This window comes from Arthrobacter sp. Y3223065, assembly GCF_059090885.1.
In genome coordinates this window covers 291,671-307,142 of the sequence record NZ_JBNHGC010000005.1, presented here as the reverse complement: position 1 = coordinate 307,142, position 15,472 = coordinate 291,671, and the positions used below count along the sequence as shown (strand labels likewise).

13 protein-coding genes are annotated in these 15,472 nt (G+C 65.8%); 6 read left to right on the top strand and 7 right to left on the bottom strand.

The genetic code is table 11. The annotated features are described in order from the left end of the window. Positions 1 to 22 precede the first annotated feature (22 nt). From AC5RUK_RS14800 to AC5RUK_RS14790, 3 genes are all read right to left on the bottom strand, one after another. Complete coding sequence (locus AC5RUK_RS14800; RefSeq protein ID WP_494152637.1) at positions 23 to 1,150, bottom strand: IniB N-terminal domain-containing protein; 1,128 nt, start codon at positions 1,148 to 1,150, stop codon at positions 23 to 25. Between the two features lie 209 nt (positions 1,151 to 1,359). After that, positions 1,360 to 3,948, bottom strand: a complete 2,589-nt coding sequence (locus tag AC5RUK_RS14795) for a LuxR C-terminal-related transcriptional regulator (protein WP_494152636.1) — start codon at positions 3,946 to 3,948, stop codon at positions 1,360 to 1,362. After that, a complete protein-coding gene (locus AC5RUK_RS14790; protein WP_494152635.1) occupies positions 3,945 to 5,813 on the bottom strand; it encodes an Hsp70 family protein in 1,869 nt (622 codons plus the stop codon). The genes AC5RUK_RS14795 and AC5RUK_RS14790 overlap by 4 nt, the downstream gene beginning before the upstream one ends. Positions 5,814 to 6,390: 577 nt before the next feature. Here AC5RUK_RS14790 and AC5RUK_RS14785 point away from each other — a divergent pair. The 5 genes from AC5RUK_RS14785 (at position 6,391) to AC5RUK_RS14765 (ending at position 10,487) form a co-directional block, all read left to right on the top strand. After that, on the top strand, positions 6,391 to 6,969 hold the full coding sequence (locus AC5RUK_RS14785; protein WP_494152634.1) for a DUF1697 domain-containing protein: 579 nt from the start codon (positions 6,391 to 6,393) through the stop codon (positions 6,967 to 6,969). Positions 6,970 to 7,122: 153 nt separating this feature from the next. Beyond that, positions 7,123 to 7,386 carry a PLD nuclease N-terminal domain-containing protein gene (locus tag AC5RUK_RS14780; protein ID WP_493989759.1) on the top strand — a complete coding sequence of 88 codons (264 nt, stop codon included), beginning with the start codon at positions 7,123 to 7,125 and terminating at the stop codon, positions 7,384 to 7,386. A gap of 119 nt (positions 7,387 to 7,505) precedes the next feature. Continuing rightward, complete coding sequence (locus AC5RUK_RS14775) at positions 7,506 to 8,492, top strand: 2-hydroxyacid dehydrogenase (RefSeq protein ID WP_494152633.1); 987 nt, start codon at positions 7,506 to 7,508, stop codon at positions 8,490 to 8,492. A gap of 80 nt (positions 8,493 to 8,572) precedes the next feature. After that, a complete protein-coding gene (locus AC5RUK_RS14770) occupies positions 8,573 to 9,706 on the top strand; it encodes an L-talarate/galactarate dehydratase (RefSeq protein WP_494152632.1) in 1,134 nt (377 codons plus the stop codon). Positions 9,707 to 9,791: 85 nt separating this feature from the next. Continuing rightward, complete coding sequence (locus tag AC5RUK_RS14765; protein ID WP_493989762.1) at positions 9,792 to 10,487, top strand: FadR/GntR family transcriptional regulator; 696 nt, start codon at positions 9,792 to 9,794, stop codon at positions 10,485 to 10,487. 162 nt (positions 10,488 to 10,649) lie between these two features. Here the strand turns inward: AC5RUK_RS14765 and AC5RUK_RS14760 are convergent, their stop codons facing one another. The 4 genes from AC5RUK_RS14760 to AC5RUK_RS14745 form a co-directional block, all read right to left on the bottom strand. Beyond that, the gene (locus AC5RUK_RS14760) at positions 10,650 to 11,045 is read right to left on the bottom strand and encodes a universal stress protein (protein WP_493989763.1); all 396 of its coding nucleotides are present in this window, start codon (positions 11,043 to 11,045) and stop codon (positions 10,650 to 10,652) included. Next, positions 11,042 to 12,568, bottom strand: coding sequence for a tripartite tricarboxylate transporter permease (locus tag AC5RUK_RS14755; RefSeq protein ID WP_494107372.1), 1,527 nt, complete (start codon positions 12,566 to 12,568; stop codon positions 11,042 to 11,044). Before AC5RUK_RS14755 ends, AC5RUK_RS14760 begins: the two co-directional genes overlap by 4 nt. Before the next feature lie 102 nt (positions 12,569 to 12,670). Beyond that, the gene (locus tag AC5RUK_RS14750) at positions 12,671 to 13,222 is read right to left on the bottom strand and encodes a tripartite tricarboxylate transporter TctB family protein (protein WP_493989765.1); all 552 of its coding nucleotides are present in this window, start codon (positions 13,220 to 13,222) and stop codon (positions 12,671 to 12,673) included. A gap of 51 nt (positions 13,223 to 13,273) precedes the next feature. Next, complete coding sequence (locus tag AC5RUK_RS14745) at positions 13,274 to 14,275, bottom strand: tripartite tricarboxylate transporter substrate binding protein (RefSeq protein WP_494107371.1); 1,002 nt, start codon at positions 14,273 to 14,275, stop codon at positions 13,274 to 13,276. A 158-nt stretch (positions 14,276 to 14,433) separates the two neighbouring features. Here AC5RUK_RS14745 and AC5RUK_RS14740 point away from each other — a divergent pair, with 158 nt between their 5' ends. Further along, positions 14,434 to 15,318, top strand: coding sequence for a LysR family transcriptional regulator (locus tag AC5RUK_RS14740; RefSeq protein WP_493989767.1), 885 nt, complete (start codon positions 14,434 to 14,436; stop codon positions 15,316 to 15,318). Positions 15,319 to 15,472: the final 154 nt, after the last annotated feature.

The window sequence follows — 15,472 nt, the reverse complement described above, 5'->3', positions numbered from 1 at the left end:
CGTAATTCAGTTATCAGATCGGTTAGAGGTTGACCTCTTCGGCAACAACGCTGTCTTCGATTTCCACTTCGTTCTCCGCGATGATCACGGAGTCGTTCACCGAGTTGTCCGTGAATTCGGCATCGATGTCGGCGTCCACCTGCACGTCCGTGTTCGTGGAGTTGTCGTTGAACGAATCCTCGACCTCGACCTCCTTGTTGAAGGAATCCTCCACGCTGATGTCGGTGGTGGAGTTGTCCTCGTTGAACGAATCCTCGACCTCGATCTCGGTGGTATTGCCGTTGTAGGAGTCCTCGATTTCCACGTTGGTCGAATTATCCGTCGAGTGGTCGGAGTTGTCGTTGAAGGAGTCTTCCACCTCGACGTCCAGTTCGACATCCGTGTTGTAGGAGTCCTCGTTATAGGAGTCCTCATTGTAGGAATCCTCATTGTAGGAATCCTCAACGTTGAAGGAGTCCTCCACGGAGATGTCGGTGGTATTCCCGACGGCCACATCGCCCTCAACATCGCCGGTCGTCACGGTGGTGGAGTTGTCGGTCGAGTAATCCTTGGAGTTGTCCGTCGAGTTATCCAGGGTGGCGTCGTCGCCGGCTGCAACAGAGTCGTCGCCCGAGGCAATCACGGCGTCATTGTCGAACCACTGGTTGACGTCGCCGTCCGCCCAGATGTTCTGGTTGACGGACTGGTCCGTGATGGTGTCCCGATCGTCGATCGTCGAGGTGTACGAGTAGTTGTTCACGATGTGCGTCAGCTGCTGGACAGCATGGGCATGGTCATCATGATCGTTGCCCCTGCCGCCGCCGTGACCTTGGTCATCGTCGTCATGACCACCCCAGTGGCCCCCGCCGTGGCCGTGGCCGCCGCCCCAGCCACCGCCATTGTTGCCGGAGTTGTCGCTGGACCAGTCGCCGGTGTCGCCGCCGGAGTGGTTGCCTCCGGTGTTGTACTCCCGGTCGAAGGACGAGCTGGCATCCACGGGAGCGTAGTCGAGGATGACCGGCATGATCGCGTCCACATCATCGGAGCACACGTCGCCCAGGCCGGCCTCGGCGAGGGCGGCCTCCGGGTCCGCCTGGAATTCCGCGGCGGCGCGCGGATCACGGAGCAGATTCATGATGAATTCGAGAAGAGAGCTTGCGAGCGTAGGCATTATATGAATCCCCATTCTTGTTCCTACTGGATCTGGCCAAATTATGGATGGTGGCCCGCCGAGCTGAGCTGCTTGGCTTGATTCAAAGCTACGGTCGGGGTGCTGCCGCCCGCATCGGGGCTTCCTCCCCCGCTACCCGGCCCCTGCAGGGGGATCGCGGTTTCCGGGGACTAGGTAGGCAGGGGTTCCAAGCCCGGAAGTCCGCGGAATTACTGCCCTTGGGAGCTGTCTTCGCCGAGCGCAAGCCGCAACTGGGTCAGCAGTTCGGAGCGGTTGGAAGCCCCGAGCCGGCGGCGGATACGCGCGATGTGGTGCTCGGCAGTACGCGGCGAAATAAAAATCGCGGCACCGATCTCCCGGTACGTCTTGCCCTCCAAAACCAACCGGGCAACTTCGCGCTCCCGCTCGCTCAAGACAGCCCCCTCCTGTCCCTGTGCTGCCCCGGCGGGGACTGGTGCCTGCCCTTCGTGCTCCACGGCAGCTGTCTCGGCCGTCGCGTCCATGGTCCCGCGCGTCCCGGGATGAAGGTCTCTGGCGCAGGCCAGGAGGCGGCTCATGTCCTTGCGCTCGTCCGCGTGCGCTGCCGCGTGCCCGGCGAGCCGTGCCCCGTCCCATGTGAGGCCGACGGATGCGAGCGCGCGGGCGGATTCCTCCACCAGCCGCGGATCAATCCGGCCGGCCAGCACCGTCACCCACGCCCGGCCGGCCGCAGCAAGCACGCCCGCCAGGCGGTACGTCCCCGAGGCGCGCACTAGCGCCGAGGCGTGCGGGGCGAGCTCGTTGGGGCTGTCCGCCAAAAGGGCTGCCTGGACCGCATACCAATGCAGCGACGTAGACCAGAGCGCCGGTTCGCCCAATCTCCCCAACAGCGCCCACGCCTCCGTCAAGTGCGGCTGCAGCCTCGCGGAATCGCGCAGGCGGGCAGCGGCTACTGCCAGTTCGCCCAGCGGCAGAAGGCTGTAGAGATCGATGGCGACGTGCAGCAGCCGGCCCCGCGCCCGGTCCCAGGCGCGCACCAAGCCGGCCGTGTCATCGGTTCGGCGCGCCAGCCCGACCCGTAGTGCGTCCAGCAACAATTCGTCGCGTGGTGTGGGAGGGATTCCGCTGGCGGTCGCCTCTGCAATGGCTGCTCCGGCGCTGTCCGGGTGGTCCTGCAGCATCGAGACCCAGGCCCGCAGGAGCAGCAGCCTCAACCGGGTCGCCGGACCTCCCTGCCCTCCGCGCAGTGCATCGTCAAGGATGGATTCCGCTACGGAAAGCTCACCGCTGTGCAGGGCCACCAAGGCCGCGAGGGCCGCCGGGCTGTCCGGCAGCGGAACCGCGGCGCCCGAGGCCGTGAGCATGTCGGAAGCTTGTACCAGGGCCGGCAGCGCCTGCTCGGCGTGCTCGCCGATGGACTCGGCAATGCCTTGTCCCATCAGCGAGACGGCTACGTTCGTCAGTGTTGGCGAGTTGTCGGTGCGGTTGCCGGCAAGCAGGCTTCGGGCCGCGTCGGGCTCGCCCGTACCGATCATGACGACGGCGGCCAGCGCCCTGGACGCCTCAGTGGCGGGAGATCCGAGCCACCGGTAGACCTGTGCGCTGCGCGTCAGCATGCCCCGCTGCGCCCACAGCGACGCCGCCACGTCCGCTCCGCGGAGCCTGTCGGGCGCGTCCGGTTGAGCCAGCACCCGGTCAAGGATGCGGCCGGCTGTTTCGAGGTCGCCGGAGGCCAGGGCCGCCTGGGCCCGACGTGCCGCTGTTGCCACCCCGTCGGCTCCGGCTGCCGCCGCTTCGTCGTAGAGTGTCGCGGCCACCAGCGGCTCGGAAGCCAAAGCGCCGTCGCCTGCATCTTCGAGGACGCGGGCGACCCGTGGATCTAGGAACCCGTCCCGAACCAGGCCGCGGGCCACATCCAGGGGCGCCGGTGTGCTGTTGTTGTTCGTTAAGCAGTCCGCCAGGGCCCGCTGGGTGGCCCGGACGTGGTGCTGCGGAGTGACGTGAAGCAGGACGCTGCGCATGAGGGGAGCAAGGTTTCCCTCGGGCAGGATCAACCCTGCGGCCGCTGCCTGCGACATCAGCGGCCCGATTCCGCCAGGCAGCTCCCGCAGTCCGGAAGGCAACGGCCCGGTTGGATCGAACCCGACCGCAAGTGCCAGCAGCAGCTCCCGAAGGTTTGGCTCCAGCCGTTCGAGTTCGTAGCCCACATGGTTGACCAACCCACCGAACTTGCCCGGATCTGATAATATTTTGCGGGCGTCATCGGTCGCTTCCAACACATGCTGGACCAGCCAGGGCAGGCCCCCGGTTAGCCGGAAAACCTGATCAATGACAGGAGCAGGAAGCCGGTCCGAGCGGGCAGCCGCTGCATGGCGGGCGATATCGTTACGGGTCCAGGGCCCCAACAAGACCGGCCGCCGGTGCGCCTCCAACACCGCCGTCAGCCGCTGCAGCGCCGGCAACTGCGGCCACGTCCGATACGCGACCACAAGATTCACGTTCTGCTCGTCGGCCAATCGATGGACGCGCTCCAGCTCGGCGTCGTCCAATTGGTGGGCATCGTCGATCAGGACCGCGGTGCCTTCGTCCACGGGGTCTTGCCCCAGTGCTTGCCTGCCCGAGCTGACGGGGACTCCTGCTTCGTCATAGGCTGCCGCCAAGTTCTCCAGCAGAAGGCTCTTGCCCGACCCTCCCGGACCGGACACCGTAGCCCGTAAACGCGACGTGGGTTCCGTCGCGGCTTCCGTCAGCAGTTGCGCGGCATCCCGGTTCACCAGACGACGTGCCGCCGCCGGCTGGGCCGGTATCGCACCTGTCATGCCGGCCCCGGAGCAGGCGCATCGGTGGGGTCACCCGAAGGAGCCGGCGGCTGCGTCGGATCCATCAGGGCCGGCGCAGTCGGCGGAGGATCGACAACCACCGTCTCTGTCGGTGCCGATGAAGGCTCCGGCGCGGGCTCCGGGTCAGGTTCCGGCGCCGGGGACGGAGGCGTCTGCACCGGATCCGGTTCCGGTGCCGTTGTCGGTGCAGTTGGAACACTCGGTTCCGGCTCGGGGACGGGAGGTTGGGGAGTCGTGCCTGGCTGTGGTGTCGCGGGCGGCACGGGGGCTCCGGTGGTTCCCGGAGCAGGGGTGTTGGTGCCGTTGTCCGGGTTCGATCCCGACCCCTGCCCGGAATCGCCAGCCGGTGTAGACGCGCCAGCTGGGCCGGTCGACGGGTTGCCGTTCGGCGCCGTTCCCGTCGCCTGTTCCTGCGCGAAGTCCACGGCGCCGCCAAACCCTGGTGAGTCTTCCGGGCTGGGAGTCACGCCGCCGGGGGACGTCGCAGCTGGGTTCTCCCAGAAAACCACAGGACTCATGCCAGGCTGCGACGGTTCAGCCGCCATCACGGAATTGGCCGGTCCCGCCCCTTGACTTCCCTGCGGAGCTCCCCCCGGTACGTAGCCGTTCCGTTCCGCTGTGTTGCCTTGGGCAACTCCCGGCTGGGAGCCGAAAAGGCCGAATTCGTGGGGGCTTTGCGCGGCGGTCGCCGTTAAGGCCGTGAGGGCCGCGACCGCCACCGTTACGGCAGCGGCGCGCATGGCCAGCACGGGTTTCCGCGCGCCGCCGACGCCGTCCACCGCGGACGCGGCGTGGGCGTGGAAGTGGGGTGGCGGAAATGCGCGACCTTCGGCGGCGACGGCTTCTGGCTTCGGCTCCACAGCATGTTCCGGTGCCAGGGCGAGCCGGTTTCGCGCCGCGAAGTACGCGGCGCCCAAGCTGATCGAGGCCTTCGGGTCCGCATCCACGGCGAGGGGACGGTTCAGTTCGGCGGATAGCAATTGGGCAACCAGAGGGATGCGGGAGGAGCCGCCAGTCAAGAGGACCGCGGTGAGGTCCTCGGCAGCTACTTCCGCTGTTTCGAGGGACCGGCGCAGGGAGTGGATCGTATCGCGCACCAACTCGTCAATCATGCCCTCAAACTCGGACCGCACCAGGCGGACGCTTGTCTGCAGATCCGGCAGCAACACAGGGATCGTTGCCTCGGAATCGGCTGAGAGAGCTTCTTTGGCTTCAACGCACTCCCGCCGGATACGGTTTAGGGCCACGCGTGTTTGCGTCGAGTCGGGGTCCACGGCGCTGAGCCCGCCGTCCAAGCTGGCGACGACGTGGGCGAAGACAATGTCGTCGACATCCGCTCCGCCCAACCGCTCCAAACCTTCCGGTTTGCCCAGCAGGGTGAACGAGGACGTGTCGTTCTTGTGCAGAACTGCCGCGTCGAAGGTACCGCCGCCAAAGTCATAGACCGCGACCAGGCTGCCCGTGCTGACGCGGGTCTGGGAGGCGTAATGGAGCGCGGCTGCTTCCGGCTCGCTCAACAGAATGACGTCGGCTAGCCCGACGCCGGCCATGGCATCACGGATCAGGCCGGTCTTGTAGTCACCCCAGCTGGCCGGATGCGACACGACTATGCCTTCCGGAGCTTCGCCTTCACGTTCGTGGGCGCGGTCTACGACCCACCTCACCACCGTGGCGAAAATATCTTCAGGCGTGACGAACAGGTCTCCGACCATCATCGGCACAGAGTCGCCGATCCGCCGTTTGAATTCACGAACCACCCGGTCAGGGGAAGTCGTGCCCCGGCGTTCGGCTGCCTCGCCGACCAGGACTGCGCCGTCGTCGCCTATATAGATCACCGACGGCACGGCCGCCGCACGCGACCCCAGGTGGACAGCCTGCGGCTGCTGAGGCTTTAGGTCCCCGCTCCGATATCGCGCTATCGCTGCTGCCGTAAAACTTGTGCCGACATCGACACTCAGTACATAAGCCATGAATCCCCTCAGGTACGCCCAGCAAGGAACGTCCCCCACCGCTTCTTTATACTGTCTCCAGAGTCATGCTCTGCTTCCCCGCTAGGCGGGCGGTTTCCATCCGCCCGTGTCCCCATGAAGCCGCTGCGAAAAGACGCCCTCAGCCGCCGCCGGCCGCAGTTCCCCATACATGGATCCGGCGTCCTTCAGAAGCCGCTCCGTTACATTCAGCCTAGGAGGGGATAAGGGGTTAGACAAGGGAACGCTTCCCCCGGATTCGAGGCACGCACGCCACAAAACTTGGTTAATGGTTTACTTCAGGAAGCGCCTTCGCCCTTGATTTTCCTGCCCTCGCGTAATACATATGCAAAGCCGCGCATCTTCTTTTGCCTAGCGCTTGAATGGGTGGGACCACCAAGCGATTACGGGCGGTGCATACAATGATTTCTCGCCAATCTGACCCGGGAGCTCAATGAAAAATAAATGCGGCGAACCCGATTCCTTGCGGTCTTACGCAGTCTTTTTGCGCGGCATCAACGTCGGGGGCATCCGGATTGCCATGAAGGACTTGCAGCGGGTCCTCACCGAAGCCGGCTTCAGCCAGGTGGAAACGGTCCTCGCCTCGGGCAACGTCGTGCTGTGCGCGGAGACCGATGACCCGGGTGCGGTCAAGGAAAGAGTCGAAGCGAGCTTAAGGACGGCTTTCGGCTATGACGCGTGGGTCATCGTCAAGACGCCGAAGGAGCTGTCGGCCATCGTCGACGGCTACCCGTACATCCCGGCCGACGACGGTGTCCCCCGGCACGCTTACGCGGTGCTCACCACGGGTGCGGCTGTTGTGGAACGACTGCTCGGGGATTGCCCGGGACTTTCGCCCGAAGAACGCGCGGCCCCAATTGGCGACGTCTTGTACTGGGAAGTGCCCAAAGGCAGCACGCTGGAGTCGAAGCTGGCCAAGCAAATGGCCAAAACCATGTACAAGCCGGTGACCACCACCAGGAACCTCAACACGCTGCATAAGGTACTGGCCAAGTTCCATACGGAGGACTGAGGTCCCGGGGTCCCTGCTACCAAGGGAGGATCGGAACCGCGCCCAACTCATCCTCCCGGGGGATAGCCGCAGCACCGCTGCGATTCTAGACTCGTCATTGTTGCGGCTTTTGTGGCTGCCGGCGGCCGGGCACGGCCAAGGAGGGGGGATCCTATGCTGTTCGACTCGGTCACGTGGATATCAGCTCTCGTCTGTGCCGGACCGTTTGCCCTTTTCCTGGCGGTCGGAGCGCTGGTCAGCATCGGGCGGAGCAAACGGCAGCGCCAGGCGAAAGCAGGCTGGTCGCTGGTGGTGCTCGCGTTGCCCATCCTTGGCCCCCTGGCGTGGTTCCGGACCGCGTCGCGCCGGGCCGCCGCCGGTGTGCCCCAGCGCGATCCCGGTCAGGCGACGCAGGCGGCGGGACCCTCTCTTCGATGAGCCTGCGCCCGAAAAGGCGCAAGCCGTCCTGGGAAAGTGATGGCCCATGTCCCGCCGGGTATCGGTCCATGCAATATCCGTGTTGGACGCGCTTTGGTCAATGTCCTTACCCTTCTGGCATGACCACCCGCACAGCCGCGCCCGGCGAGACCGCCGCAGCCATCAACGGCAAGCAGATCCTTCAGGTTGGACCGGTGAACCCCGCTGTCGCAGCCGCCTTGGCCGACGAGTTCGGCGCCCTGTTGCTTCCGGACGGCCCGGAACGCGGGGAATTCCTGCAGCGGTACGCCCACGGTATCCGCGTGGCGGTGTGTTCCGGCCGCCACGGGGTGGACTCCCACCTGATGCGCCGACTGCCGAGCCTCGAAGCCATCGTGAACTTTGGCGTCGGCTACGACGCCACGGACGTCGCCCAGGCAAACGAACGCGGTATCCAGATCAGCAACACCCCGGATGTGCTCACCGATTGCGTGGCCGACACCGCACTGGCCCTCTACCTGGATGTACTGCGTCAAACCAGCGCGGCCGACCGGTTCGTCCGCCGCGGCGCCTGGGAATCAGCCCCGTCCTACCCCCTGACCACGCGCGCCTCGGGCAAACGGGTCGGCATCCTCGGCCTCGGCCGTATCGGCCAGGCGATCGCCAAGCGGTTGGAAGCCTTCGACTGCGAGATCCACTACCACAGCCGCCGCCCCCTCAACGGCTCGGGCTACACGTTCCACTCCTCCCCCGCGGAACTGGCCGAAGCCGTCGAGGTGCTGGTCATCGCCGCCGCCGGAGGCCCGGAGACGGTCAACCTGGTCGATGCGGGGGTGCTGGCCAAGCTCGGCCCTGGCGGCTATCTGGTCAACATCGCCCGCGGAACCATTGTGGACGAACACGCATTGGTCTCCGCCTTGGCCGAGGGTTGCCTGGCGGGCGCAGGGCTGGACGTGTTTGCCTCCGAACCGCATGTTCCTGCCGGACTGATGGAACTGGAGAACGTCGTGCTGTTGCCCCATGTGGGCAGCGGAACCCGCGAGACGCGGGCCGGCATGGCCGCTTTGACGTTGGAGAACCTTCGCGGCTTCCTGCGCGACGCCTCGCTGGTGACCCCGGTCTGCTAAGCCTGCAGGGCACTCTACTTGTATAACAAGTAGTCGACTTGTACGATCAGCGCACCAGCACCTCCCGCGTTAGGACCGCCATGCCCTACACCCCCGATACCATCCGGCACGTCAAACTCTCCACAGCCACGCTGCCGCTGGCCACCCCCATTTCCGACGCGAAGGTTTTCACCGGCCGCCAGAAGCCGATGACGGAAGTGGTCTTCCTGTTTGCCGAAATTGCCACCGCACAGGGACACGAGGGCTTGGGCTTCAGCTATTCGAAGCGGGCCGGCGGCCCGGCGCAATACGCCCATGCCAAGGAAGTCGCCCAGACGATGCTCGGCGAGGACCCCAACGACATCGCCAAGCTGTACAACAAGCTGCTGTGGGCGGGCGCGTCGGTGGGCCGCTCCGGCGTCGCCACCCAGGCCCTGGCCGCACTGGACATAGCGCTCTACGACCTCAAGGCCAAGCGGGCCGTGCTCCCGCTGGCCAAGTTCCTGGGCGCCCGCCGCGATTCCGTCCGCACCTACAACACCTCCGGCGGCTTCCTCAACGCCTCCATCGACGAGGTCAAGGACCGTGCCAGCCGATCCCTTGCCGAAGGGATTGGCGGCATCAAGATCAAGGTCGGCCTGCCGGACTCGGCCGAGGACCTGCGCCGTGTCGCCGCCGTCCGCGAGCACATTGGCGACGGCGTGCCGCTCATGGTGGACGCGAACCAGCAATGGGACCGCGCCACCGCACTCCGGATGGGCCGCCGCCTGGAGCAGTTCGACCTGGTCTGGATCGAGGAACCGCTGGATGCCTACGACGCCGAAGGCCACGCCGCCCTGGCCGCCGCGCTGGACACCCCGATTGCCACGGGCGAAATGCTGGCCTCGGTGGCCGAGCACGAACGCCTGATCGCCGCCCGCGCGTGCGACATCATCCAGCCCGACGCTCCCCGGGTCGGCGGCATCACCCAGTTCCTGCGCCTCGCCACGCTGGCGGACCAGGCCGGACTGGATCTGGCACCGCACTTCGCGATGGAGATCCACCTGCACCTGGCCGCGGCCTACCCGCGTGAGCCGTGGGTAGAGCATTTCGACTGGCTGGATCCGCTGTTCAACGAGCGCCTCGAGACCCGCGACGGCCGCATGATTGTGCCTGACCGCCCGGGCCTTGGCTTCACCTTCAGTGACCAGGCCCGCGCCTGGACGACGGACAGCGTCGAGTTCGGCCTCGCCTAGCCGCGCCGCGCCTTGGTCCCATGACGACGGCGGTGCCACACTGCCGTCGTTCCCCCTTCCACCTGCCCCAGAGAAAACGGGAGCGATGAAACCGAACCTGACGGCCACCCTGGTTGACGACCTGCGCCGGCGCATTGTCGACGGCGATATCGCTCCCGGCGACAAGCTGCCCAGCGAGAACACGCTGATCGCAGAGCACGGCGTGAGCCGCACAGTGGTGCGCGAGGCCATCACCCGGCTGCAGGCCGAGGGACTTGTGCATACCCGGCGCGGCAGCGGGAGCTTTGCCCTGACGCCGCCGGCGGAAGCGGGGGGACCCCGGGGCCTCCGGCCCGTGCGGACGCTCGAGGACCGGAGGGCGCTGGTGGAATTCCGCACCGGCGTCGAAAGCGAAGCCGCAGGCCTGGCCGCCGCGCGCCGAACAGGCCGGCAGCTAATCGCCCTGCGTACTGCACTCGATGACTTCTCCCGCTCCGACGCCAACCCTGCCGCGGCACTGGCCCACGACTTCGAGTTCCACCGCACCATCGCCGAAGCCAGCGGCAACCCCTTCCTGCTGGATGCGATTGCGGCACTCGGCCCGGCCATGATCGCCATGCCGCGCTACCGGTTGGAGGCCAGCGGGTCCGAAGCCGAAACCTCCCGCCTCTCGGCCGTGGCCGCCGAACATGCGGCGGTGCTGGCCGCAGTGGAAACCGGCGATGCCATGGCCGCGGCCGCTGCCATGCGCACCCACCTGGTCAATTCGCGGCACCGGCTGGATCGCGAATCCGGCCACTGATCCGGGGCACCGCCCGCCGAAACCCGGGCATCACCCTCATTCGTCGCTGAAAGGCCGCCATGGCAGCATCCACCGATGGTCCCGTTGAACATGGAAGCGGCAGCAGACCGGGTCTGCTGCCGCTTCCGTTCAGGTGCGGTGGATCCGATGTGGTCGGGGGCTCTACTCCGTTGCCTTGACGGCCAGCACCGGCCGGTCGGCCTGCAGCAGGATGCGCTGGGCGTGGGAGCCCATGATGAACTTGCCCACCTGGGTGCGCTGGCGAAGGCCGATGACAATCATCGAGACCTCGCGTTCGCTGGCGAGTTCAAGAATCTCGTCGGCCAGGTCGTCGCGGTGCGTCGGCCGCAGCACCTCCGCGGTCACGCCTGCCGCATCGGCCGCCGACTTCAGGCGCAGGAGGTCACCCTCGGACGCCACGGTCTTGTCCACCAGCGCCCCTTCGCGGGTGGAGTTGACGATCAGCAGGTCTTCACCGCGGAGCTTGGCCTCCGCGATGGCGGCGGACACGGCCGCTTCTCCCACGGGGGTGGGTACATAGCCGACGAGGATGCTCATGCGTTCTCCTTGGTTTCGGTAAGGGCTTCGGTACGGGAGTTTTTCCGGCGATCCATCCCCGACTTGACCATCGGCCAGACAGCGACGACCACGAAGATCACCAGCAACGTGGCGGAGATCGGTCGGGTCATGAATCCCGCGACGTCTCCTTGGAGCACCAGCAGCGAGCGGCGCAGACTTGATTCAAGCAGTGAACCCAGCACGAAGGCCAGCACCAGCGGTCCCGGCTCGAACCCGAACTTCTTCATCAAGTAGCCGACCGCGCCGAAGAGAACCACCAGCAGCACATCGAACATCGAGTTGCGGATGGTGTACGCGCCCAACAAGGTAATCAGCGCGGTGATGGGAGCCAGGATGGCGGCGCGCACCCGCAGGATGCGGACGAACAGGCCCACCAGCGGGATCGACATGATCAACAGCAGGATGTTGCCGATGTACATGGAGTTGACCACGCCCCAGAACAGCTCGGGGTTTTCGGTCATCAGCTGAGGCCCCGGGGTCACGCCCTGGATGAGCAAGGCGCCGAAGATGATGGCCATGGTGGCGTTGGCGGGAATGCCCAGGGTCAGCAGCGGGATGAAGGAACTGGTGGCAGCCGCGTTGTTGGCTGTCTCCGGACCGGCGACGCCTTCAATGGCGCCCCTGCCGAAGCGCTCCGGGTTCTTCGCACGCTTCTTCTCGACGGCGTAGGCGGCCAGCGAGGAAATGGTGGCGCCGCCTCCGGGCAAAATGCCGAGGAAGAAGCCGAGCACGGAGCCGCGTCCGATGGCACCGGACGACTGCTTAAGGTCCTTCTTGGACGGCCACACATTGGCCACGGCTGCCGGCGCTTGGGCCGCGCGGTGGCGTTCTTCCAGGTTGTAGAGGATCTCGCCGACACCGAACAGCCCCATGGCCACCGGGACAAAGTCAATGCCGTCAGCCAGGCTCAGGTTGCCAAAGGTAAAGCGTTCAGCACCGGTGAAGATGTCGCGGCCCACGGTCGCGAGCAGCAGGCCGAACGCGGCTGCGATCAGGGCCTTGATCTTGGCACCGTTGCTGATGGTGGCCACCAGCAGGATTCCGACCAGGGCCAGCGCCGTGTACTCCGGCGGGCCAAAGTCGAGGGCGAACCCGGCCACGAGCGGCGCCAGGAAGGTCAGCCCGACGATGGCGACGGTGCCGCCAATGAATGAACCGATGGCCGCAATGCCCAAGGCGGTCCCGGCCTTGCCCTGCCTGGCGAGCTGGTAGCCGTCGAAGACGGTGACCACGGAACTGGCCTCGCCCGGCAGCCGAAGCAGCACCGAGGTGATGGTGCCGCCGTACTGTGCACCGTAGAAGATGCCGGCCAGCATGATGATCGCTGTGACGGGCTCGATCCCATAGGTCAGCGGCAGCAGGATGGCGATGGTGGCTGCCGGGCCGAGGCCAGGCAGGACACCGATGAGCATGCCGATGACGACGCCCAGCAGGCAGTAGAGCAAGTTGGAAGGGTCAAGGACAACGCCGAAGCCGTTGATGACCGGTTGCAGGAAATCCATGCGGGAACCTTTGGATCAGTGGGCAAGGGTGGGGCGCGAGGCTCCCACGCGGCGGCGAAGCCGACACTATGGGAGCGCACGACCTGCTGGAACAGGTGGCTGCTAGAGCAGGTGGGGAATCGAGGTTCCCAAGGCCAGGATGAAGATGCCATAGAAGGCGGCAACAATCAGCAACGAGTAGAGAATGGCGCCGCGCCAGGATTCACCGCCGAGGAACTTCATCCAGACCAGGCACAGGAGCAGCGCGGGAACCTCAAAGCCGATCATCGGCATCAGCCACACCATGACCAGCAGCGTCGCGAAACCGCTGGCGGCCAACAAGGAAAGTTTGGAGAACTTCTCGCCATCCTTGCCCCCGCGCCGCCCAACAACAAGCTGGGCGAGCGCGAGGACAGCGATGATCAAGCTGACCAGGAACGGCCACATTCCGGGCCGGGGCTGAGAGGGTGTACCCAGCCCCAGCCCGATCGAGAGGACGAGTCCGGTCACGCCCAGCACGAGCACCACGATGGATGATGCGAGGTTCGCTACGGGTCCGGCCGGTGGCGGAGCCTCGGCCTCCCATTGGGCGGCCAATTGCTCCGGCGTCAGGTCGTCTTCGACGATGTCGACTGCCTCGGGGCCCTCGGCGGGCGTGTCGCGGTGGGGCGTCATGGATTTACTCGATTCGCTGTGACGGCCGAACGGGGCCGTGCGGGGGTGTTGCTACTCGCCGGCCAGGGAGATGTCGTACTTCTCGGTGAGTTCCTTGTACTTGGCGGCCAAGTCGTTCCACTGCTGGACGACTTCCTCACCGGAGATCTCCTTGGGGGTCAGCATGTTCTTCTCGTTGAAAGCCTTGTAGCTGTCGGCCGACTGGGCTGCCTCGACGGACGCCACGAGCTTGGCCTTCACGTCCTCCGGCAGGCCCTTCGGAGCGGCCAGGGCACGGTACTGGGAGACCGGAACCTCGTACCCTTCTTCGATGGCGGTGGGAACGTCCGGCAGGTAGGTGTTGCGCTCGTCGGAGAAGACGACGATCGGCTTGACGGTGCCCGCGTCGATCTGCGGCTTAGCCTCACCCAGCTGGATGGTGGCGAGCTGCACCTGGTTGCCCATGACCGCGGTCAGCGCCGGCGAACCCGAGTCGAAGGGAACCTCGGTGCCCTTGATGTCGGCCTGGGCGAACAAGATGGCCTGGGCCAGCTGCGAGCCGGTGCCCACGCCGGTGGTGCCGAAGGTCAGCTTTTTGGAACTGTCCTTGACGTCGTCCAGCGTTTCGATGCCGGAGTCGGCGCTGGCCACCAGGACGTAATCGTCCTGGGACAGGCCCTTGATGACGTCCAAGTCGTCCAGCGTGACGGCTTCGCCCTCGGAGACGGCGAGCGGAGTAATGGTGATCAGCGAGGCGTTCAGCAGGATGAGGTTCTGGCCATCGGGCTCCATGGCCGCGACTTCCTGGGTAGCCAGGGCACCGTTGGCGCCCGGCTTGTTCACCACGGGAACAGCTACGCCGAGCTCGTCCGCCATGCCTTCGGCAGTGGTGCGTGCGATCAGGTCGGTAGAGCCGCCGGCGGCCTGCCCGACAGTCAGGGTGATGGGGCCGGCGGGGAAGGCCTCCCCTTCGGACGCGGTGCTGCCGACGTTGCCGCCGCAGGCGGTCAGCGCCAGGGCGGCGGAGGCGGCGGTCATACCGATGATGGTCCGGCGGACGGGGAATGCTTTCACTTCGGGCTCCTTGCTCGATGAACAGCGGTGTTCGAACGGGTGGGCCGTGACCGGGTTCATATGAAGCAGGTCACCTACGGCTCGGTCCTTGAGCTTAGAAACAGACTATGATGCATGTCCAAGCCCATTACTGCATTGAATGATACTTGGAAGGCATCATGTTCACTTTGGACCAGGCCCGCAGTTTCATCGCTGTTGCCGAGGAACTTCACTTCGGCCGCGCCGCGGAGCGGTTGAGCATGACCCAGCCGCCGCTAAGCCGGCAGATCCAGAAACTGGAGCGCAGCATCGGCGTCGAACTCTTGGAGCGTGACAACCGCAAGGTGTCGCTGACGGCCGCAGGAAATGCTTTCCTCGCCGAGGCGCGCAAGCTGGTGGTCTCGGCGGACCGGGCGCCCCGGACGGCGCGCCGCATCGCCGCGGGCCGGGCGGGCGAAATCCGGATCGGATTCACCGCCGCCACGGCCTTCAGCCTGCTGGGTCCTTTGCTCGCCGAAATAGGCCAGGAATTGCCCGATGTCGACGTCGAACTCGAGGAACTCGTGACCGGAGAGCAGGTCCAAGCCATCATGGACGGCGATCTCGACCTGGGCCTGGCCCGTCCGCCCTTCGACACCGACCTGTTCGAATCGCACCTGCTTCTCTCCGAGAACCTGATGCTGGCTGTTCCCAGCGGGCATCCGCTGGACCGGTTGGCGCGGCCGCTGGCCGTGGCCGACCTGAAAGACGTGCCGCTGATCATGCATTCGCCGACCAAGGCGCGCTATTTCTACGATCTGGTGGTACGCCAGATCCCGATCGAGCACCGCAACGTAGTGCACACCGTGAGCCAGATCCTGACCATGGTGGCACTGGTGGCGGCCGGCCGCGGCGTCGCCTTCGTCCCGGAGTCGGCGCAACTGCTGGGTGTTGACGGCGTCAGCTACGTGCACCTGCCGGGGCTGGCCCCGGACTCGGTGGAACTGCACGCCATCTGGAACCGGAACACGCAAAACCCCGCGCTGCGCAGGATGCTCGACAGCATCTGGACCAAAGCCGCGTAACTGCAGGCCGACAATTACGTGCCCGTCAGAGGCCGGCACCTATCTGCCCGTCCCCAGCGCAATACTCTTCGGGCATCAATCCATACAAAAGTGGGCTTGGACAGGCATCATCTGGCCTTTCTAGGGTGGAACCAACGCATTCAACCCCCGCCGC

What these genes read in the sequence shown, in the direction of transcription:
- AC5RUK_RS14765 (WP_493989762.1), top strand. Translation starts at nt 9,792, where the DNA reads ATGAAACCGAACCTGACGGCCACCCTGGTTGACGACCTGCGCCGGCGC.
- AC5RUK_RS14760 (WP_493989763.1), bottom strand. Translation starts at nt 11,045, where the DNA reads ATGAGCATCCTCGTCGGCTATGTACCCACCCCCGTGGGAGAAGCGGCC.
- AC5RUK_RS14785 (WP_494152634.1), top strand. Translation starts at nt 6,391, where the DNA reads ATGAAAAATAAATGCGGCGAACCCGATTCCTTGCGGTCTTACGCAGTC.
- AC5RUK_RS14780 (WP_493989759.1), top strand. Translation starts at nt 7,123, where the DNA reads ATGCTGTTCGACTCGGTCACGTGGATATCAGCTCTCGTCTGTGCCGGA.
- AC5RUK_RS14740 (WP_493989767.1), top strand. Translation starts at nt 14,434, where the DNA reads ATGTTCACTTTGGACCAGGCCCGCAGTTTCATCGCTGTTGCCGAGGAA.
- AC5RUK_RS14770 (WP_494152632.1), top strand. Translation starts at nt 8,573, where the DNA reads ATGCCCTACACCCCCGATACCATCCGGCACGTCAAACTCTCCACAGCC.
- AC5RUK_RS14795 (WP_494152636.1), bottom strand. Translation starts at nt 3,948, where the DNA reads ATGACAGGTGCGATACCGGCCCAGCCGGCGGCGGCACGTCGTCTGGTG.
- AC5RUK_RS14800 (WP_494152637.1), bottom strand. Translation starts at nt 1,150, where the DNA reads ATGCCTACGCTCGCAAGCTCTCTTCTCGAATTCATCATGAATCTGCTC.
- AC5RUK_RS14755 (WP_494107372.1), bottom strand. Translation starts at nt 12,568, where the DNA reads ATGGATTTCCTGCAACCGGTCATCAACGGCTTCGGCGTTGTCCTTGAC.
- AC5RUK_RS14775 (WP_494152633.1), top strand. Translation starts at nt 7,506, where the DNA reads ATGACCACCCGCACAGCCGCGCCCGGCGAGACCGCCGCAGCCATCAAC.
- AC5RUK_RS14750 (WP_493989765.1), bottom strand. Translation starts at nt 13,222, where the DNA reads ATGACGCCCCACCGCGACACGCCCGCCGAGGGCCCCGAGGCAGTCGAC.